This window comes from [Anoxybacillus] calidus, assembly GCF_013760845.1.
Taxonomy (GTDB): domain Bacteria; phylum Bacillota; class Bacilli; order Bacillales; family Anoxybacillaceae; genus Paranoxybacillus; species Paranoxybacillus calidus.
On record NZ_JACDUU010000006.1, the window covers coordinates 150,164 to 170,716 of the forward strand.

12 protein-coding genes and 5 pseudogenes are annotated in these 20,553 nt (G+C 38.4%); 5 read left to right on the forward strand and 12 right to left on the reverse strand.

The features are described 5' to 3' along the window. Nucleotides 1-92 precede the first annotated feature (92 nt). Nucleotides 93-1,322: pseudogene (locus tag HNQ85_RS12715) on the reverse strand (IS3 family transposase). Nucleotides 1,323-1,408: 86 nt separating this feature from the next. Between HNQ85_RS12715 and HNQ85_RS12720 the strand changes: the two are divergent. Continuing rightward, nucleotides 1,409-2,596: pseudogene (locus tag HNQ85_RS12720) on the forward strand (insertion element protein); the annotation flags it as partial. A gap of 1,505 nt (nt 2,597-4,101) precedes the next feature. On the opposite strand, the pseudogene HNQ85_RS18090 reads toward HNQ85_RS12720, so the two are convergent. From HNQ85_RS18090 to HNQ85_RS12755, 7 genes and pseudogenes are all read right to left on the reverse strand, one after another. Then, nucleotides 4,102-4,316 (reverse strand): annotated as a pseudogene (locus tag HNQ85_RS18090) (EndoU domain-containing protein); the annotation flags it as partial. Between the two features lie 81 nt (nt 4,317-4,397). Continuing rightward, nucleotides 4,398-4,807: pseudogene (locus HNQ85_RS12730) on the reverse strand (immunity 70 family protein). Between the two features lie 137 nt (nt 4,808-4,944). After that, complete coding sequence (locus tag HNQ85_RS17655) at nt 4,945-5,187, reverse strand: hypothetical protein (protein ID WP_246326866.1); 243 nt, start codon at nt 5,185-5,187, stop codon at nt 4,945-4,947. Further along, a complete protein-coding gene (gene cydC, locus HNQ85_RS12740) occupies nt 5,188-6,933 on the reverse strand; it encodes a thiol reductant ABC exporter subunit CydC (protein WP_181538093.1) in 1,746 nt (581 codons plus the stop codon). Further along, nucleotides 6,933-8,648 carry a thiol reductant ABC exporter subunit CydD gene (cydD, locus tag HNQ85_RS12745; RefSeq protein WP_181538094.1) on the reverse strand — a complete coding sequence of 572 codons (1,716 nt, stop codon included), beginning with the start codon at nt 8,646-8,648 and terminating at the stop codon, nt 6,933-6,935. The genes cydC and cydD overlap by 1 nt, the downstream gene beginning before the upstream one ends. Continuing rightward, nucleotides 8,648-9,661, reverse strand: coding sequence for a cytochrome d ubiquinol oxidase subunit II (cydB, locus tag HNQ85_RS12750; RefSeq protein ID WP_181538095.1), 1,014 nt, complete (start codon nt 9,659-9,661; stop codon nt 8,648-8,650). The genes cydD and cydB overlap by 1 nt, the downstream gene beginning before the upstream one ends. Nucleotide 9,662: 1 nt before the next feature. Beyond that, entirely contained in the window at nt 9,663-11,069 is a 1,407-nt protein-coding gene (locus tag HNQ85_RS12755) for a cytochrome ubiquinol oxidase subunit I (RefSeq protein WP_181538096.1), read from the reverse strand. 756 nt (nt 11,070-11,825) lie between these two features. Here HNQ85_RS12755 and HNQ85_RS12760 point away from each other — a divergent pair. Beyond that, entirely contained in the window at nt 11,826-12,455 is a 630-nt protein-coding gene (locus HNQ85_RS12760) for a DUF2238 domain-containing protein (RefSeq protein ID WP_181538097.1), read from the forward strand. A 318-nt stretch (nt 12,456-12,773) separates the two neighbouring features. Here HNQ85_RS12760 and HNQ85_RS12765 read toward each other — a convergent pair whose 3' ends face one another. The 3 genes and pseudogenes from HNQ85_RS12765 to HNQ85_RS12770 form a co-directional block, all read right to left on the reverse strand. After that, nucleotides 12,774-14,405 (reverse strand): bifunctional metallophosphatase/5'-nucleotidase, encoded by a 1,632-nt coding sequence (locus HNQ85_RS12765; protein ID WP_181538098.1) that lies wholly within the window; start codon nt 14,403-14,405, stop codon nt 12,774-12,776. Nucleotides 14,406-14,652: 247 nt separating this feature from the next. Next, nucleotides 14,653-14,751 (reverse strand): annotated as a pseudogene (locus HNQ85_RS17660) (3-ketoacyl-ACP reductase); the annotation flags it as partial. Nucleotides 14,752-15,023: 272 nt separating this feature from the next. Continuing rightward, nucleotides 15,024-16,046 carry an LLM class flavin-dependent oxidoreductase gene (locus tag HNQ85_RS12770; RefSeq protein ID WP_181538099.1) on the reverse strand — a complete coding sequence of 341 codons (1,023 nt, stop codon included), beginning with the start codon at nt 16,044-16,046 and terminating at the stop codon, nt 15,024-15,026. 371 nt (nt 16,047-16,417) lie between these two features. Here HNQ85_RS12770 and HNQ85_RS12775 point away from each other — a divergent pair, with 371 nt between their 5' ends. Beyond that, nucleotides 16,418-17,008 carry a molybdopterin-dependent oxidoreductase gene (locus HNQ85_RS12775; RefSeq protein ID WP_181538100.1) on the forward strand — a complete coding sequence of 197 codons (591 nt, stop codon included), beginning with the start codon at nt 16,418-16,420 and terminating at the stop codon, nt 17,006-17,008. 433 nt (nt 17,009-17,441) lie between these two features. Here HNQ85_RS12775 and HNQ85_RS12780 read toward each other — a convergent pair whose 3' ends face one another. Further along, a complete protein-coding gene (locus tag HNQ85_RS12780) occupies nt 17,442-17,867 on the reverse strand; it encodes an OsmC family protein (RefSeq protein WP_181538101.1) in 426 nt (141 codons plus the stop codon). Nucleotides 17,868-18,378: 511 nt separating this feature from the next. Here HNQ85_RS12780 and plsY point away from each other — a divergent pair. Further along, nucleotides 18,379-18,963, forward strand: coding sequence for a glycerol-3-phosphate 1-O-acyltransferase PlsY (gene plsY / locus HNQ85_RS12785; RefSeq protein ID WP_181538102.1), 585 nt, complete (start codon nt 18,379-18,381; stop codon nt 18,961-18,963). A 45-nt stretch (nt 18,964-19,008) separates the two neighbouring features. Further along, a complete protein-coding gene (locus HNQ85_RS12790) occupies nt 19,009-20,376 on the forward strand; it encodes an RsmF rRNA methyltransferase first C-terminal domain-containing protein (protein ID WP_281363463.1) in 1,368 nt (455 codons plus the stop codon). The last annotated feature ends 177 nt before the right edge of the window (nt 20,377-20,553 follow it).

Below are 20,553 nucleotides of genomic sequence, written 5' to 3' on the forward strand. Positions count from 1 at the left end.
TGACCCCCTAATTTTGGACACATTCTATCTTATTTTAGGTTATTCTTAAAATTTCTCGTTTTTTCTTGGCAAGAAGACGAAATCCTCTTGCCTTATACGCGAACTTCTTTGATGATTAACGCTTCCGTTTGCGCTTTTTTGTAAAATTCATGCGGTGGAAGATCAAGAATACTGGAATGAATTCTTCGCTCGTTATAAAATTTCATGTACTCCATCACTGCTTGATAAGCCTCTTCATAACTGTCAAACATCATTCTCCCTAGACATTCTTCCTCCAGTAAACGATGAAACGCTTCAATATGTGCATTCATATTCGGTGTCCGCGGTGGAATCCGTTCATGTTCGATTCCAAATCGCTCACAGGCAGCTTCAAAGGCATGAGAAATAAATTGCGGACCGTTGTCTGTCCGAATCACAGGTTTATTTGTCTGTTCAAATTGCTGACGCTTGAATAACGCTCTTTGAAGTGTCTTTACGGCATCGCTTCCTGAACAACTCAATCCGATATGGTAATCAATCACTGAACGATCATACACATCGATGAGCGACAAAACAAAGAAAAAGCGTCCTTCTCCTTCGATATATCCGTATTTCATATCCATTTCCCATAACTGATTCGATCCTGTAATGATACGATTTCGAGCGAGTTTCTTTGGATATTGAATCCGTTTCTCTCGCTGCGGACGTAGTAAATCCATCGCTTTACATAATCGATACACTTTTTTTCTTACTGATGACAAGCTGATGGTCTCTTCTTAACTGAATCGTTAGCTTCCGGTATCCGTAGGCAAATCCTTCTCCCATCACAAATTCGGAGAGCCATTCTTGGATTTGTTCGTCTGGTACTTTTTCACCAGTTATCGTTAGAGAATAGCCGGGTGTTGGACGTCCCCCACCTACTGTTTTCTCCTTGACTTTTCCATTTTGTTGATAATAGTAGGTTGAGCGATTAATTTCTAATATCTCCAGCACTTTCGTAATCGGATATCCTTTTTTAATCCACTGCTTGGCTACTTCCAATCTTTCAGTAAGTGAGGGTTCTTCTTTTTTATCAAATCACGCAAAATCGCGATTTCTAAATCTTTTTCCCCTAATAACTTCTTGAGTTGTTCGTTTTCCTCCTCCAACTTTTTCACCTCAGCTGAAGAGGAATGGGTAACCGTTTCTTGTCCTAGCTGTCCGTCTTCATACGCTTTTACCCATCTTTGCACGAGATTCGGGCTAAGCTCGTATCTTCTAGCTACCAATGCTTTATTTCCAACTTCTAACGCTTCTTTCACTACTTGTAGCTTAAATTCCTTCGAATGTTTTCTTCGTTTCATGTAGATCAAAAGCCTCCTTCATTTGGTCACTTCGATTATAAAAAACACCTTATCGAGTGTCCAAATTCATTAGGGGGCTAATGAGTTTGGAGTTTTTAGAGAAGTACGAAACAACATCTTTAGCAAATATGTCATTCAAAGAAATGTGGTTAAATACTGACAAAATGCACTATAACCTAAATAATGTTCGCAAGAAGGGGCAAGGTGGTCAAAAGTATTTTGGCTTAGAAGACAGCCAAGTGCAGACATATGTAGTCGTATCAGCAGATGCACTCTCACGATATGTATTTCGCTCTGATGTCGCTTATGATTGGGAAATGACAGTGGAAGATTTAAAATACGATACGGTTATATATAAAGAAGACCATTTGAATGATTTCAGCAAGAAGAATAATCGTTTGGACTTTTCCTATTACCCACAAGAACCTTCACCGAAAGATACTCAAAAGCCACACGAATATCGAACTGAACTAAATAATTTTAATAAGAGAATGCAGTATGTAGATGGTCTTCACGTCAATCCTACTTATACGACAATTGCTCATTATTGGCTCATTAAACAGCTTGTAAAGGCATCTGAATGGAGAATGATTAGCGATAATGATTCTTCCGTAATTACAGCGTTTTTTAGGGTGTTTTCAAAGGAAGTAAGAACATATGATGCACACCACTTCCTTTGTTTGCTTGACAAGAACAAGAGCAGAAAACAATGCTTAGAAGAGTTTGACGATGCAAAAGCCGACTTATTGGATTGGGGTTTTCATAGAGGGTACGAAACAAAGAACTTACGGAAATTGGCTTATCTTTCATTAAAAGAACTATTTGAAACGCATCATTTTCATAGCGAAATTAAAACACCAAAACAATCCTTTAATGTTTGGGCTAAAAATCCAATTACACACCCATTAGCATCAAGAGATAAAGGATTTCATATAGTGGATTGCACAACTGATTTATCTTCTCTCGAACCGAAGGACATAGCGAAAATGGTAATCAATGTGAATGATAATGCCACGAATAGTTTTATTCAACAAATTCGTAGAAGTTTATCAATTCTTGAAAGACCTTTAATGACCGCCAGAGGTGATGGCAAAAGTTATATCTACGCCAATTTCAATCCGAGATATGCTCAATATGCCTTAACTATTTTGAGAACTTATTACAACTTTTGTAAGCCCTATAAATCTGCCGATGGTAAAAAACTAACTCCTGCACAACGATTGGGAATAACCGATAAAGTATTTGATTTGAAAGATATAATCTATCAAAGATAAGTTCGTCAATTTGAAGGCGAACTTGTTTTTTAAGGATAATGGAATTTTATGTTAAAATAAATTTATAAGATTGTGAATAATTATAAATCAATAGGGGGGTGAAGAAATGAAGGTGTCACTTTGGTTCTATTTGGGTGCTTTATTTGTTTATTTTTTAAGTTTTATTTCTGGATTTTCAATTGGATTATATGTGTTATTTGGGGCAATTTTACTTTTATTTTTCGGTTTGGCAATATCTTTCAAACTTCTAAAAAAAGAAAAGAATGTTTTAATATTGATAGGTATTTCCATTATAATCTGTGTCGTTTCTTATATCGTTTGGTATCTTTTAGTTCATAATATAGATGACTATTATATCTTTTATCCTTTTATATTTTTCGTGTAAAGGTGATTTAGTTGAAGAACAAAATATACGATTAAAAACGCTTGGATGTTTCTCCAAGCGTTTTTAGGTGCTAAATGGACTGTTAAACCTAATGTTATTCCAACTGTGTTTTTTAATGAAATTTTTAATGTGAATTCAGATTTTCTCCACATTATCTGAACTACTTAAACTGTACTGGAGTCATCTTTTAGCTGTATATGCATTTTGAATTGTCTATTTTTTGATGCTAAGATAATAATTTTACTCTTATCTCTTAATATTTAGTAAATTTTTTGTTTATACGTTAGAGAATTGTGTATACCCAACATTAAATTTAGAGGAAACATATTTTTAAAATTCCTGGTCCCTCCCCCATAAAATTCTTTGGAATAAATATGTTCCCTGTAGATATTAAATGAAAAAAACACTTTAATTCATCTTCTGTTGTAACATTACTTCTAATTTATCTAACTCAATTACTAGTGGTTCATCGTAACTCTCAACTAAGTTGGTATCAAAATATGCCATCAAGGCTCCTTTTAGCTTAGAATATTTCCTTAATTCATTAATATTGCTATTAGCATTTACAGCTTCTGATAATTCTTGCAACTTATCTAATAATGTATCTAAAAATTTATGTTCCCTCTGATTTTTTTTCGTAAACTAAATCCATAACCTTTTGTACTTGAATTTTAATATTATCCATTTCTTCATTTTGCATAACAAAACCTCCTATTTTGAAGGTATTGGTCTAATTTCCTTTATCCATTCTAAAGGATCATTTAAAGGTAATAAAATTTGGTCAGCATCCCTTTTAGAATACTACCGGTTTTAGTAATTTGTTTTCCAACTCTGCCAATATTCAATATAGTTCCTTTTGGAACTTCAATTACGGCTTCATAGTTCCTCGTATTTTAGTTTGTATCCTATTTACAACCGGAGAAGTTGTAGCAAATGTTCCGCCTGCATCTGCATGTCCAACAAATGCTCTATAAACTGCAATATCCTCTTTTATAATCACTGTTCTATAATTTGCATCTTTAAATGTAGTAGAAATACTCGAAGGTAAAGGCATTTTTTCAATCTCTTCTACCTGATTGTCAATACGAGTTGAATAATCTTTTCCATTTTCAATTGTTTTTTTACCCGTACCCTTAGCAACACCACCTGTTCCTTTTTCAATCACTTCATCCCCGACTTGACTCATCGAAAAGCGCACAGAGCTGGCGGCTTCTTCCGCGGTCTCCTGTATCCCTGCCCTGGAACCGGCCCTACCCCGGCCAATGCCGGCTGCCATTGAACAGATGGTACGCTGGCAAGAAGCTCGTTCCATTGTTTTTTGAACGAGTGTATCGTTTAGATAATCAGCCTTAAAATAAAAAACCTTGAAAGGCTTATAGCCATTCAAGGTTATCAAAAATCATAGTTTGAACTTTCTTAAATACTTTCTATTTCAATGTCTGACTCTACTTTAAAAGCCTTATTTAAGGCTTTTTTTAAAGTAGTAATTAAATCTTCTCCATCACTTGTAACAAAATAGTTAGAAAGTCTGTAATTTCACCACTTATATTATCTCCCCACGGAGGTGTTTTTGAAAGATCTTCGATATCCCAAATGACTTGTGATGGACTGTAATTTTTCAAATTTTCTTCAATTTCATCTATTTCTTTAATAGCAAATATATTTATATTCAAGTTTACCATTATATAGTTTGTTTAATAAAAGAGGATACTTTGTTTCCCAACCATTCGGCTCTAAATGATAGCTTACTGTTGAAAAAACGAATATAAAAAGTCACCATAACCAATTGGATACCAATAATATTTTACTTTAAAACCTACAGCCATTCTGTCACCACACTCATTAGTTTTAAATCTAATGTCTACTTTACCATTAGTTTTTTCATTATCCCATCATACAAAACATCTAGTATTTCTTCCTAATCTATTATTCTGTCATACTAAACATGCCAAAAATAACCTGTTTACAGAACAAACTTTTTCATGCGAGGAACGAATACGTTGAAGAGGATGATCAGAAAGCCGAAAATAAAAAAGACGAACAGCGATGGCAGAAACGATAATGATATTTGTTCCGTCTCATCCAATGATTGACGAGACGGAACAGATGGTGTTTGCTGCATATTACGCTGACGAGAGAAAAATAATTGCATCAATTCAGCTATTTCTCTCTGTTTAACGTGTCCGTTTTCTTGACATAACACCACCTACCACTTACTCCTGTAAAGGGGACGATCTAGTGCATATAAACGTCGATATCTTTCCTCACTTTTAAGAAGTTGTTGATGACTGCCATCCATGGTGATTTTTCCTTTTTCAAGGAAAAGGATGCGATCCATTTTCTCCACGCCTATCAAATGGTGCGTTACCCAAATGATGGTTTTTCCCTTCAGTGTATCGAAAATAGTAGCCAATAGGTTCGCTTCTGTGATAGGATCGAGCCCAACTGTCGGTTCATCCATGATCACTATCGGAGTTTTTTGCAATAATATTCGTGCCAGTGCGATTCTTTGCCGTTCACCACCGGAAAAGCGCTGTCCTGTTTCATGCATGTTCGTCTCATACCCTTTAGGCAATTGCATAATCATCTGATGCAATTGAACCATCTTGGCTACTTCGTATACTTCTTCATCTGTTGCTTCCGGGTTGCCAAGGCGGATGTTGTTCATGACGGATGTATTGAATAAATAAGGCTTTTGGTTGAGAACAGCCATTAATTTTGGAACAGTCGAAGCCAACTCATGTGCATTCATCCCATTTATAAGCACTTCTCCACGAGTCGGTACAAGTGCCCCTTGGATTAATTTCAACAGCGTCGATTTTCCGGATCCGCTGCGCCCGATAATGGCAATTTTCTCACCCTGCCCTATCTTTAAACTAAAATCGTCCAGCAGTGGTGTTTCCGAAGGATACCCAAATGATAAATGGTTGATTTCAATCGTTACTTGAGATAAGTCCAGGGAATCTTTCCATCCATCTGCTTCTATCCAGGGGTGAGAGGACTCTGCTTGAATGGCTTCAAGACGCTTTAATGAATCTTGATAGGATGATGTTTCACTAACTGCCCCTGCAATCGGTAAAAACGATTCCACTAAAGACAGTGCTACGAGACCACAAGCAGCAATCATCGTGGGCGAGAATTCTCCTCCTACTGTTTGCTCATTGGCCCAATAGATGGCTAAGACCACAATGATACCAAGCACAATTTGATTCATAACGTCACGCCAGTTCACAAAGGAATGTTTCTTCGTTTCGAGTTCAAGTAATTGATGTTCTTGTGTTTCGTATCGCTGAATAAAAGTCGCGTATTTCCCACTAAATATCCAATCGCTTATGCCAAAAATCGTATCGGTAAACTGTTGATAAAGTCGGTTTCTTCCCCTTTTCAATTGTTCATTCTTTGTTTTCATATAAATGTATGAAATAATTGGACCGACAAAAATCAACAACCCTATTAATACAGCTAAGAGAATTGCGAATGGGATCGAGAAAAGTCCTGTACAAATAAGGATTACTGTGTAAATGACTAAAGAAATAATCGAAGGAAACAGTGTTTTTAAGTAAAAATCCTGCAAATGTTCAATATCATCGGCGAGTACACCAAGAATGTCACCCGTGCGTACGCGAGAACGAAGAAACAAGGCTTGTGGCTCAATGATTTTATATAAGCGCACGCGCATTTCGGAAAGTATTTTCAAAATGAATTGGTGTCCTGTCAGCCTCTCCACATAGCTAAGCACAGCACGGCCAATTCCAAATGCACGGACACCTACAATCGGCACATAAATCATTAAAATGGATTCAGGTTGTGTCGCCGCTTTAGAAATTAAATAACCCGAAGTAAACATCAATGCTCCGCCAAAGAGAATGGTAAGCGAACCAAGAAGAATAGCCAACGCAAACAAGCCGCGATATTGACGCAAATATGGGAAGATCCAATTCTCCTTATCCATTAGATACCCCTCATTTGTGTTTTAAAAAGCTGATAATAAGTAGATTTCTGTCCAATTAGCTGTTCATGCGTCCCGATTTCCACTATTTTGCCTTGATCAAGAACAATGATTAAATCCATATCAAGCATCCAATGCAAGCGATGTGTAGCAAAAAATACAAGCTTGCCTTTAAATAATTGTAACATCGTCTCTTTTAATTCGTATTCCGTTTCAATATCAAGATGGGCAGTTGGCTCATCAAGCATAATGATAGGACGGTTGCCCAAGAATGCACGCGCGAGGGCGATTCGTTGTTCTTGTCCGCCACTTAGGCTCCGTCCCCCCTCCCCTATGATGGTCTCAAATCCCCGCGGAAGCGATCGAATCACTTCAGTGAGGCCCGCTCTCTCTGCGGCCTCCTCTATTTCTTTCATTGTTGCCTCCGGATCATAAAAACGAATATTGTTTAAAACGGTATCGTGAAATATATAAGGGTGTTGGGGAATATACGTTATTTGACTTTGCCAATTCAACTGAGATAAAGTAGTTAACTTCTTGCCGTTTATCTGAAATTCGCCTGACGAAGGTGCTAAAAATCCACTTAATATATCAATCAATGTAGATTTTCCTGCACCACTGGCGCCAATAACTCCAATTTTTTTTGAGCCTGAAACAGAAAATTGGATATCGTGTAAAGCTGGACGATCGCTGTCAGGAAAATGTACACTTACTCCTTCAACAGAAAATGTGCTTGTTGATTTCCAAAGAGGGATCGGCTCCTGTTTTTGCTGCAACGACTCCTTATCGAGGATTTCCTGAATCTTTTTTCCTGCTTCTTTACCGTCAAGCGTTGCATGGTAATCGGCCCCCACCTCCCTGATTGGCAGGAAGTATTCCGGTGCCAGGATAAGAATCGTCAACGCTGGACGAAGCTCCATCTTCCCGTTTATTAAATCCATTCCAAGAAAAACAGCGACCGTCGCTATGGAAAGCATTGTAAAAAAATCTAATGCAAACGAAGATAAAAAGGCGATACGCAAAGTTCCCATTGTCGCGCGTCGATATCTTTCGCTTACTAAAATAATTTTGTTGATGTGCTGCCGACTTAACCCCAAATATTTGAGTGTCTCCAACCCTCTCAAAGAATCGACAAAATGATTGGACAGCATTTGATAGGATTCATATTGGCGATCAGCCTTTACTTTTGCCGCCAATCCAAGCAAAATCATAAAGGCAATAAGTATCGGAACAGCTAGGGCTAAAATGACAGCGGAACGGATATTTACGAAAAAGATAAAGATACAGATCATAACAGGGATCATTGCCGAATTCATCAATTTCGGAAGAATAAGCTCTAAATAGCGGCGGAATTTCATTATTCCTTCCATAACCAAGGTGACTGTCTGTCCGGAGCCTTCTTCTTTTACAAAACGAGGGCCGAGTTGAAACAACTTTTGCAACAATGATTCCCGGAACTCTTTACTCGTTCTGGCAGCAAAACGGTAGGCTATATTTCTTTTCCAAACAGTAAGCAGTTGGCGAACAACTAACGCAAGAAAGAAAATGATCAACTTTTTAAAGACATTGGCAAACAAATCTCCCCCGAAAAGGGAGGAGATTGCGTCTGCCAAAAAATAAGCTTGAATAATAATGATAGCACCTTGAATAGCCGTTAATATCGCCAGCCCAGCTAGAACCGACTTAATCCCTTTGTAAGAGAACAACGCTTTATCCATTAGTATGTTAAATGCTCCTTATCAGATACTCGTTTCCGGAATACGTAATAGCTATAAATAGTATACCCTAATACAAACGGTAAAATAGTTACGGCCACAATTGTCATTATTTTTAGGGAATAGGCCCCACTGGATGCGTTGTAGACCGTTAAATTAAAGGCTTTGTTCAAGGAACTCACCATCACTCTTGGGAACAGTCCAACGAAAATCGATGATACCGTTAGCACGATTCCAAGCCCTGTCATGGTGAATGCCATTCCTTCACGTTTATTGGAAATGAAATAGTATAATAATCCAAAAGTAAGCACAATTAATACCACAATAATAAGCTCAAGGATAGGGCGTACTTCAAAAATATCTGTCATAAACCAAGAGAGTCCTACAAAAACGACAAGTGATCCAAATACAGCCAACACCAATTTTTTAGCTAATGCAGCCGACCGATGTCTAATCTCTCCTTCTGTTTTTAATGATAGGAAAGTCAAACCATGCAATAAGCACAGCAATGTAATCGTTAAGCCGCCCCAAATGGAATACATATTCATAACATCCGATAACCCTGCTTTCATATTCATATCTTCATGGATCGGCACACCCTTAAGCATGCTTGTAAACAGAATACCTAAAAGAAACGGTGGGAGCATGCTTCCGAAAAAGATCACCCAATCCCACACATTCGTCCAGCGCGGGTCTTCAACCTTGCGGCGATATTCAAAAGCAACGCCGCGTCCAATTAAGCTCAGCAAAACTGCCAGCATCAGCAAGTAATAGCCACTGAACATCGTTGCATACCAGTGCGGAAAGGCCGCGAAAATGGCGCCCGCTCCAGTTATTAGCCATACTTCATTCGCGTCCCAGAAAGGACCGATTGTATTCACCATTATAGTCCTCTCTTTTTGATCACGAGCAAGGAAACGAGTCGACATTCCTACGCCAAAATCAAAACCTTCAAGAAAGAAGAATCCAATAAAGAGTACAGAGATTAAGACAAACCAAAGTTCGCTCAATTCCATCTTAAGCACCTGCCTTATTGAATGGATCTATTGATACCGTTGAATTTACATCATGATGCTCTACCGGTCCTCGTTTAATTTCGCGAACCATTAAATAAACCATCACGCCTGCAAGAATCGTGAATATCAGCGTGTACATAATGATTGAAAATAAAATGGTCCCTGAAGAAACATTTGGTGATACAGCGTCAGCTGTTGTCATCAATCCAAATACCGTCCATGGCTGACGGCCCACTTCGGTCATGATCCAACCGAAAGTGTTTGCCAAAAACGGAAACGAGATAGCAGGAACAAGGATTTTCAAGAACATACTGCTTTTCTCAAGGCGTCCCTTTTTCCACAGATACAGACCAATCATCGATAATAATATCATCGCTGTACCCAAGCCAACCATTAAACGGAAGCTCCAATACGTCGTCTTGACTGGAGGAATATAATTTGTACCTTCGCCAACGATTGGATCGTATTTTTCCGCATATTCGGCTTGGAGAGTTTTCATTCCTTTTAAACTGCCTTCAAATTTAGAATAAGATAAATAGCTTAATGCATAAGGAATATTTAGTTCAAACTTATTTTCTTGATTCTTTGTATCAATCCAAGCAAATACTGACCAGGGTGCAGGATCGGGCGTATCTTCCCAAATACCCTCTGCAGCTGCCATCTTCATCGGCTGCGTTTTCACAAGATATTGTGCTTGGGCATGTCCGCTGAAGGCAGCCTCCAAACTGCCGATTAAACCAATGATTAAGGCGATATTCATGGATTTCTTGTAAAAATCAACATGTTTCTTTTTTAATAGATTATAGGCACTTACACCAGCAATGAAGAATGCTCCGGTACACAATGCCCCTGTGATGACATGCGGAAACTCCACCCATAATTGTCCATTGGTTATCAGCGCAAGAAAGTCAACCATTTCCGCTCTGCCATTTCTAATTTCATAACCCACGGGTACTTGCATGAAGGAGTTTGCCGTTAAAATCCAAAAACCGGAAAGCATAGTCCCAATAGATACAAGCCAAATGCTTGCCAAGTGCACTTTTTTAGGCAAACGATCCCAGCCAAAAATCCAAAGGCCGATAAAAGTGGATTCCATAAAGAAGGCAAGCAATGCTTCAATGGCCAGAGGTGCCCCGAAAACGTCACCGACAAATCTAGAATAATCTGACCAGTTCATCCCAAATTGGAATTCCTGAATAATTCCTGTTACAACCCCTACAGCAAAGTTAATCAGGAACAAATGTCCCCAGAATTTCGCCATTTTTTTATAAATCTCTTTTTTCTTCACAACGTATAATGTTTGCATCAAAGCGATAATAAATGCCAGGCCAATGGTAAGTGGCACGAAGAAGAAGTGGTAGATGGTAGTCAAAGCAAATTGTATTCTTGCCAACATTACTGGATCCATAGTAAGTAGTTCCTCCTTTAAGTATTTCGCCAGAATTTGGCCTGAGGCGATATCATGTTCATTATTTCACATAAGTATATGTTCACAATTTCACATAATTAAGTATATGTTCACAATTTCACATAACTATGCACCTTTATCAATGGTATTTCCTCCCTTAAGAATTTAACCCGAGATGATATTATGTTCACAATTTCACAAAATTAAACATTATTAATATGGGAAACGTGAAAACTCCATAAAAAGCCGGTCACTTTCTGGTTGACGAAAACAATTCTATTTAGAATCTCTATTGAATGAGAATCTCACTAATACTATAACAAAAAAATGATCGTAATTTCTTTGACAGTTTGACAAATATGTTACAAATCTACGACGAAATTCGTAAAAAATCTTATACATTTAATCAAAAATCTCTAAAATAGGAACAATTTAGCACCATTGATGGAACTACAATCCATCAAGAGGAACGACCGTAAAGTCAGAGCAGAATAAACTTAATTCATATGTAAGATCTCGTGTATGATGCTGAATCATTCATCGCCATTTTTCGATTTCTATTATTCATTTTGGTTTCTACAAAACCAACCTTTAGAAGGTCTTTTTCCGAATATCGTTTTAATAAGTTTACATAATAAACATTATGTTGCTTTAAATACCGATTTTTCAACATGACAATTATTCAATCCCCTGTATGAAACCAGCTTTTTTTTTTAATACTGTAAATAAAACCGTTCTTCTAAAGGAGCGAATAAAATGAAAAAAGATGGAATGAAAAGAATTCATCTATTTTTATTATTGGTAGTTACTGCCGTTTTTATTTGGTCAGCGATCAAACCAGCAAGTTACCTGACTTGGATGTTGGAGGTTAGTCCTGCTGTTGTCGGTTTGATCATCGTCATCGCAGCATATAATAAATTCCGTTTTACTACTCTCTCTTATGTCATTATGGCCATTCTAGCCATCATTATGTTCGTCGGTGGGCATTATATATATTCCAAAGTCCCTCTTTTTGATTGGATCAAGGACGCTTATGACTTAAAGAGAAATCATTACGACCGATTTGGGCATTTACTTAAAGGCTTATTTGCGATTGTACTGAGAGAAATCTTATTACGGAAAACTCGATTAACGAAAGGGCCTTGGTTATTTACCATTGTCATAAGTATGTCGCTGGCCATCGCTGCTTTGTATGAGATTATCGAATGGTTAGCTTCTAAAATACCAAAAGGAGGAAAAACGACTAAAGACTTTTTAGGAACCCAAGGTGATATTTGGGATACACAATGGGATATGTTATGTTGCTTGCTTGGTTCGATTGTTGCGTTATGGATCTTCTCTAAACTACATAACAGACTGTTACAAAAAGAAGGAATAAAAGAATAAAATTTTACTCCCAACCCAGAATAAACCTTTCCTTCCCATAAAGATATTAACGCAAACAGTTTGGTTGGAGGACAGTATTGCTAGAAAGGATAACAAATGATAGCTATGGAGGCTGACCCAAAAATAAAGTGTCAGACCCCACAACACAATTATATAAGACATAACATTGGATAAATGAACAATATATTGTGAAATGCACGTGAGGTCAAACACTTATGGGGTCAGCCCCGTTTACAGAAAAGGTAAAAATGGTCGCTTGTTTGTATTTCGACTGTTTTACTGCGCGATATATAGATATATAAATGTAAAATAAGGAGCTTAAGAAACCTTTTGAATTCGACCTTCAATATTAGCGTCAAATGGTTGAGGGAGTTTCTTAATATAGTTGATAAGGGCGTCAAGATCAACAGGACCGACTTCGCGGTTCTTTCCTTCTGTTAATACAGTAAAGTTATCTCCTCCATCAGCAAGAAAGCTATTAACAGTGACGGTGTATTCTGCGTTTGGATCGAGTTTTGTTCCATCCGGCAAGTAAATATCAACGACTTTCTCTCCAATCGGCTTTTTCGAATCCCATGTATACTTTAGTCCTGAAATTTGAAGCATGCGAGTTTGGTTCGACTGCCATTGCTGATTAAGAAGACGACGTACTTGCTCGCCCGTCAATGTCATTTTCACTAGTTGATTGCTGAATGGCTGGACGTTATATAATTCTCCCCATATTACTTCTCCTTGCTCAATATCCGCTCGAATGCCGCCAGGATTCATGAAAGCAAAATCAGTCTTCATCGCATCACGCTGTGCATCGGCGATGAGATTGCCTAAAGCCGATTCGCCGCTTGCGTTTTGCTCATCTGTAATGGTCGCCTTCGCCGTGCCAATGACTTGATTGATAATTGGCGCCACTTTTTCCTCATATTTTTCGATCAACCGTTTAATTTTTTTGTCAGGTTTAATCGCATCTTGATATGTTGTGACGATTTCGGCTTTCTTGGACACCACGTCTTTTGTACGCGGATCAATTTGTAAATCGACATCAGAAAATGCCGTTCCATACGAATACGATTGAACAAGAAGTTTTCCATCCACTTCTGCATTTAAATAAGAATGGTTATGACCAGCAAACATAACATCTACTTCGTCATCTACGTTTTTGGCGATATCCACGATTTCTCCGCTTGCATTCGAACCATCTGTATTAGAAATTCCTGGGTTATGTGCAAGTACAACGATCGTCTCTACTCCTTGCTTTTTCAACTCCGCTACCGCTTTGTTAATGGCTTCTGCTTCATCGGTGAATTCAACACCAGCTACTCCGCTTGGAGTTACAATGCTCGGCGTATCAGATAAAGCGACTCCAATAAACCCGATCGGAATACCGTTAACTTTTTTAATCACATAAGGTGGTAAAATCGGCTTTCCTGTTTCTTTATCAATCACATTAGCCGCTACATATGGAAATTTAGCTCCTGAAAAATAGCCCGTCGCCGGATGCGTCCCACCATAGATGAGTCGCAACATTTCATCAACGCCTTCGTCAAACTCGTGATTTCCAACAGTTCCAACATCAAAACCTAACGTATTTAAAATTTCGATCGTTGGTTCATCTTGAAGAAGAGCAGATACGGGAGAACTTGCTCCGACTGCATCGCCTGCATGAACGAGAAGCGTATTTTTATTTTCGGATTCACGCTGCTTTAAATAGGCAGCAAGATAATCTGCTCGACCGACCGCTCTTCCTCCGACTTTCCGAGTGACATCAATTTGCCCGTGAAAGTCATTGATTCCTAGCAACTGTATATGAACACGACGATGTTGATAGGAATCGATTTGTTGCGGAATTCCCAGATTTTGTGATCGCTCGGCTGCAAATGCACTTCCAGAAGAAAAAGCAACCGATAACGCAAGCATAGGTACCGCCTTTTTCAGCAGTTTGGATGGAAACTTCATGTTCATATCCCCTTTCATAATCTTTTAAACTCAATTACAATGTATAATGATAGAGATGAAATACTTATTTTTTGCTAAATTGTTGTAAATTTTCAGTAAATTCATGTTGTATGAATATTGAAAACCTTTACAATTAGGGGATAGAATCTATGTAATAGCAATCTTCTTTATAAGAAAAAAGACGCTAATTGGCGCCGCGAATGATTCAACCCTATATAAAATTTACACATAAATGTAGACAGATCCCGAGTTGGCTTGTGAATTGTCCTACCACTCCTTTTGTGCCTGCGTATAAACTGTACGTAGAGAACATTTGTCCCACAACGGAAGTAGAGAAATTAATTATTCCTCTTTCATATTTCATATGTTTATGTTGTAACGCAAATCTCATGAAAAATTCCATTCAGTTGTTTCTTTACCCTAATCTCCCACATAACTACATTTTATTTTTCTCTTTGAGCGAGATTATACATAAATGAATCCATTTTTTCGAGGAAAATGGCATGTGAATTAACCTTGACATTCCATTTTCCTCTACGACTTTTACTTTGAAGTATAAAAACACAATCATCTTGCAGCAAAATAGGTGGATACAGCTGCTTCATGAAAAAGACCGGCTTATTTCCCCATGACAACTTGAGCTAGAATTTCGTAGGAGCGTAATCGCGCCTTATGGTCAAAAACTTGCGTATGGATGATGAACTCATCGGCTTGAGTAACATCTAAAAATGCCTGCAGTTTCTCCTTGACGGTCTCTGGGCTGCCGGTAATCATGGAGCTCAATTGCCGTTTGACAGCGACCTTTTCGTAATCATTCCATATTTCATCCATATTTTCTACCGGTGGGCTCAACGGAGTTGGCTGATTGCGTAATAAATTTAAAAACTGCAACTCCTGTGAGGTAGCCAACCATCGTGCTTTTTCATCCGTATCAGCGGCAATCACATTAATGCCGACCATCACATATGGCTCATCAAGTATCTCTGAAGGCCGGAAACTGCTGCGATATATTTCTAAAGCTGGAAGAGTATATTCTGGAGAGAAATGACTCGCAAAAGCAAAAGGTAACCCAAGTTCGCCGGCCAATCGCGCACTAAATCCGCTAGAACCTAGTAACCAAATCGGAATGTTTAGCCCTTCACCAGGAATCGCCCGCACGCGCGGGTTGTCAAATGAAGGTGGATTCAAATAAGAACACAATTCGTCTAATAATTCAGGGAAATCATCGCCGTTTCTTTGAAAATCACGTCTTAATGCGCGGGCAGTGAGCGGATCCGTGCCCGGTGCACGTCCTATCCCAAGATCAATACGGCCGGGATACATCGACTCTAAAGTACCGAACTGTTCGGCAATTACCAATGGAGCATGATTAGGCAGCATAATACCACCGGAGCCTACACGAATTTTGGAAGTTCCGGATGCGATATAGCTGATTACGACCGATGTCGCTGAACTGGCGATACCAGGCATTCCGTGATGTTCAGCCAGCCAATAACGATGAAATCCCCATTTTTCTACATGCTGAGCAAGCTCGAGACTATTTCGAAAAGAGTCGGCCGCTGTACCTCCAACTACAATCGGGACAAGATCCAGAACTGACAACGGAATATCACGAAGCTGTTTTGTTTTTTTATTGGACATACTCTTTCATCCTCTTCCTCGTTGTAAATAGTTTTTGTAATAGAACTTAGGCATTTCAAAACACGATCCCACAGTTTCAAGTAAAAATTCGATTTCAAGGATAAGAATCCTTTATTTGAGCATATAACGTTTTTGCCCACCAATGCAAAAAATTGAACTTAGCTTTATCGAACAACGACACCAAAGCGGGCACTTTTGTTCCTTTTATCTTATCAGGAACCTTACAGTTTTATTTTATCGTAATGACTGTCATATCCATAATTATTCGAATCGGATATATACGCCATCTCCCCTTTTCCATCCTTGCATAACAATGAGCAAAACAGTATCATATTTAATAAAATGACAGCCGAAAGAAAGGATGAAAAGAGATGGGAAAACAGCTGCCTCCTGGCCAATTTGAAACAGAAAAATGGCCAATTCTTCATGAAGGAGATGTATATGAATTTCAAGAAGAGACGTGGGATTTTAGATTGTTTGGCAACGTAAAAAAAGAAATCACTTTATCCTATAAAGAAGTCATGGATTTACCGAAAACAATCGCTACCATCGATATGCATTGTGTCACTACATGGTCCAAATTCGATACTACATTTGAAGGCATTGCGTTCCGCGAATTTTTAAACTTAGTGGAAATCGAACCGGATGTAAAATATGTTAAAATTTATGGGTATTTAAGCGGGAATCGATTCGGATATTCAGCTAATTTGCCGCTCGAACCTTTGTTAGGAGAGGACGCTTTGTTTGTGTATCGGTGGAAAGATAAGTATCACGATTGGCAAGAGATTTCTCCGAAGCACGGCTATCCTCTTCGTTTCATTCCTCCTGCTTCCTTTTATTTATGGAAAGGAACAAAATGGGCATCGGGAATTCGATTTATGAAAGAGGATGAAGCAGGGTATTGGGAAAAAAGAGGCTATTCGATGACAGCTAATCCTTTTAAAGAAGAGCGTTTCGGTTAATACAAGTTTTATTTTCTGAATTTTTAAAATTTAACCAAATCTATACTTTTCGATAGAAAACAGGTTTACATATTATGTCTTTTAATCGGAGTCACAAGGATAAAAACCTTTTGACTTGTTCACACGTTCACCATGGAGATCTATTATTTTATCACACATCCATGGTTTTAGAGGCTGACCTGTAAGTGTTTGACCTCACATCCAAACCATCATATATAGTGTTTTTATTTATTATGTCCTAATATTATGATGGTTGTGAGAACTAACACTTCACTTTTTGGCCAGCCTCGCGTATTTTATACTAGTTTTATTCGTTGTAATTCTGGAACTTTTGCATTAATGGTTACTTTCTGGAAATACGACTTTACATTCGAATTATCCATGAATCCTCTTAGATCTAAAATTCCTTAAATGTCAATCTCTTGCTGCTCGCTTATATCTTTTGTTGTCCGGCAACGCCGTTGATTGAATAACTCACTGTAATCATGGCATTTAATGAATGAGCAACGGAACAATATTTATCTTTCGACAACTGAATGGCGCGAATCACTTTGTCTTCAGGTAGCTCTCCTTCTAATGCATAATGAATGTGAATATGTGTAAATCGTCTCGGATGATCTTCTGCGCGTGTTCCTTCTACCTCCATATGAAAAGAAGTAGGCTCTAAACGCATCTTTTGCAAAATCGAAATAATATCAATTCCTGTACAACCTGCAACTGCATGTAAAAGCAATTCCATAGGTCTTGCTCCACTATTTTGTCCCCCTATTTCCTCGGCTGCATCCATTTTGATTTCATGTCCTGATGGTGTGATACCGGAGAAAGCCATTTGTCCTGTCCATGTTACTGTTGTTTTCACTTAACTTCAATCCCTTCTAGTTGTTATTTTTTATTTCATTCTTTTTCTTATCGCTAGGCCTGTGTCGCGGTGTTTATCGGAAAAACGAGTTACCGCATCATCAGTCCGCCATCGACAAATCATGTTTCCTCTGTCACATAAAGCGACTCCAATCAACAACGAAAGAGACTATTTCGCCTTCATTATCATAACATTGCGTGCTCAGCTCTGTCATTCCATCCATTTTTGCGGTCAACACCTAAGGCTTCCGACAAATTATTCATCTTCATACAAAATTTATTTAATACAAAGTTTACTTATTCTGAAATAATAATGCAAGTAAAAGAGTAGTAGCGAGCGTCTATCACTAACTATTCATTTTACTCAAAAATATATGTTTACTTGTTTAATAAATCTATCTTATAGTAATAATGGCTCTCCGATATATTCTTTTCTTATCTAGCGTTTTTTATCATGCATGGTAAAATAAAATCATGTGAAAATTTAATGGGTAAAGGGTGTATGAAGATTGATGACAAAAACATTGATACTTATATTGGCTTACCTTCTCGGGTCGATTCCGTTTGCTTTAGTCGTTGGAAAGCTTGGCTATGGAGTTGACATTCGCGAACATGGAAGCGGAAATTTAGGAGGAACAAATACGTTTCGCGTTCTTGGCGTAAAAGCAGGATTAATCGTGACCATTGCCGACATTTTAAAAGGCACGCTCGCTGCAAGTCTTCCTGTTTTATTGTCCGTTGATATCCATCCATTGTTCGTAGGATTGTTTGCTGTTATTGGGCATATGTACCCTATCTTTGCCGGTTTTCGTGGTGGAAAAGCGGTAGCAACATCAGGCGGGGTATTGCTCTTTTATTCTCAGTTTCTATTTTTAACGCTTATCGCGGTATTTTTTATCGTTCTTTATATTTCAAAATATGTTTCATTATCCTCTATGCTTGCGGGAGTATATGCAATTATTTATACGGTTTTCTTTACTGACGATATCCCATTAATGATTATCGTTACCTTGCAGGCTGCCTTTATCTTTTACCGCCATCGCGCAAATATTCGGAGAATCATGAATAAAACCGAACCGAAAGTGAAATGGCTCTAATGAAAAACTTGACCATACTGAAGTGACAGAGAGGAGTTTTGTACGTTGAATTTACCGGACGATTTTGTCTCGAAAATGAAAACCCTTTTAAAAGACGAGGCCGAGTTGTTTTTCGCTACATACAACGAAGAAAAAGCAAACGGGCTGCGTCTTAATCCTTTGAAAACCAGTCAAGATCGGTTCCTTTCTCTTTTTCCCATTCCGTTAGAACGCGTGCCATTTTGTTCTAACGGATTTTACTATCCTGGTGAAAGTCAGCCGGGCAAACATCCATACCATATGGCAGGGCTTTATTATATTCAAGAACCAAGTGCGATGTTTGTAGCAGAAGTATTAAACCCGAAGCCCGGGGAAAAAGTGTTGGATCTTTGTGCAGCCCCAGGCGGAAAATCGACGCAAATCGCCTGTATGATGAATAATACTGGCTTTTTATTGGCCAATGAAATTCACCCGAAACGCGTAAAAGCATTATCAGAAAATATCGAGCGGCTTGGAATAACGAATGCCCTTGTCACGAATGAAACACCTGAGCGGTTGGCAGAACGTTTTTTGGGTTACTTCGACAAAATACTCGTTGATGCTCCTTGCTCCGGTGAAGGAATGTTTCGCAAAGATCCGGAAGCAGCGAATTATTGGAGCTGTGATCATGTCCAAAAATGTGCTCACGGGCAGCAGCACATATTGGAAGCAGCCTATGCGATGCTAAAAGAAGGTGGTATTCTTGTGTATTCCACTTGCACGTTTTCACCGGAAGAAAATGAACAAACTGTCGAGCAGTTTCTCCAAAACCATCCAGATATGGCCTTGCTTCCAATCGAAAAACATCACGGCATTCAGCCTGGAAAAGCAGAATGGACAAAAACAAATCTTCAAGAAATTTCCTATACAGCCCGCCTATGGCCACATTATGTAAAAGGAGAAGGTCATTTTGTTGCCAAAATGAAAAAGATCGGCCCAACTCGTGAATGGAAAGGGAAAATAGCAGCAACAAACGCAACAAAACAACAATTGCGTGAATATCAAACTTTTGAAAAAGAGTTCTTACATTGGAAATGCGATAAAACGATTTATGCGTTCGAGCAGCATTTGTTTGCCCTACCTGATGAATGTCCAAATTTTGATGGATTAAAAGTAATTCGTCCTGGCCTCCATTTAGGCGAAGTAAAGAAAAACCGCTTCGAACCAAACCATGCTTTAGCTCTTGCTTTAACGCGAAACGATGTCAAAGCATCGATCGACCTTCCTGTAAAGGGACATGACTGTATAAAATATTTACGAGGCGAAACATTGCAAACAGGCAATGATAACGGATGGGTCCTTGTCACCGTTGACGGATATTCGCTTGGATGGGGAAAAGAAGTGAAAGGAACATTGAAAAACTATTACCCAAAAGGATTACGAATTCTTTCATAGCATTTTTATTTATAAAGTGATATTCGCCCCTTTAAGTAGACAGTGGAAAAAGCCCACTATTCGGATGCGGGATGTTCCACTCTATACTCAAAGGGGATTTTTCATGGCGAAAAAAGGCCAACATTTCAATCGTATTACAAGCCTTTCATTTGTAGAAGGCTGTGGGATCTCCTAAAC

Coding starts and splice junctions, on each gene's coding strand:
- HNQ85_RS12775 (WP_181538100.1), top strand. CDS start 16,418: ATGGGAAAACAGCTGCCTCCTGGCCAATTTGAAACAGAAAAATGGCCA.
- HNQ85_RS12765 (WP_181538098.1), bottom strand. CDS start 14,405: ATGAAGTTTCCATCCAAACTGCTGAAAAAGGCGGTACCTATGCTTGCG.
- cydB (WP_181538095.1), bottom strand. CDS start 9,661: ATGGAATTGAGCGAACTTTGGTTTGTCTTAATCTCTGTACTCTTTATT.
- cydD (WP_181538094.1), bottom strand. CDS start 8,648: ATGGATAAAGCGTTGTTCTCTTACAAAGGGATTAAGTCGGTTCTAGCT.
- HNQ85_RS12770 (WP_181538099.1), bottom strand. CDS start 16,046: ATGTCCAATAAAAAAACAAAACAGCTTCGTGATATTCCGTTGTCAGTT.
- cydC (WP_181538093.1), bottom strand. CDS start 6,933: ATGGATAAGGAGAATTGGATCTTCCCATATTTGCGTCAATATCGCGGC.
- HNQ85_RS12760 (WP_181538097.1), top strand. CDS start 11,826: ATGAAAAAAGATGGAATGAAAAGAATTCATCTATTTTTATTATTGGTA.
- HNQ85_RS12755 (WP_181538096.1), bottom strand. CDS start 11,069: ATGGATCCAGTAATGTTGGCAAGAATACAATTTGCTTTGACTACCATC.
- plsY (WP_181538102.1), top strand. CDS start 18,379: ATGACAAAAACATTGATACTTATATTGGCTTACCTTCTCGGGTCGATT.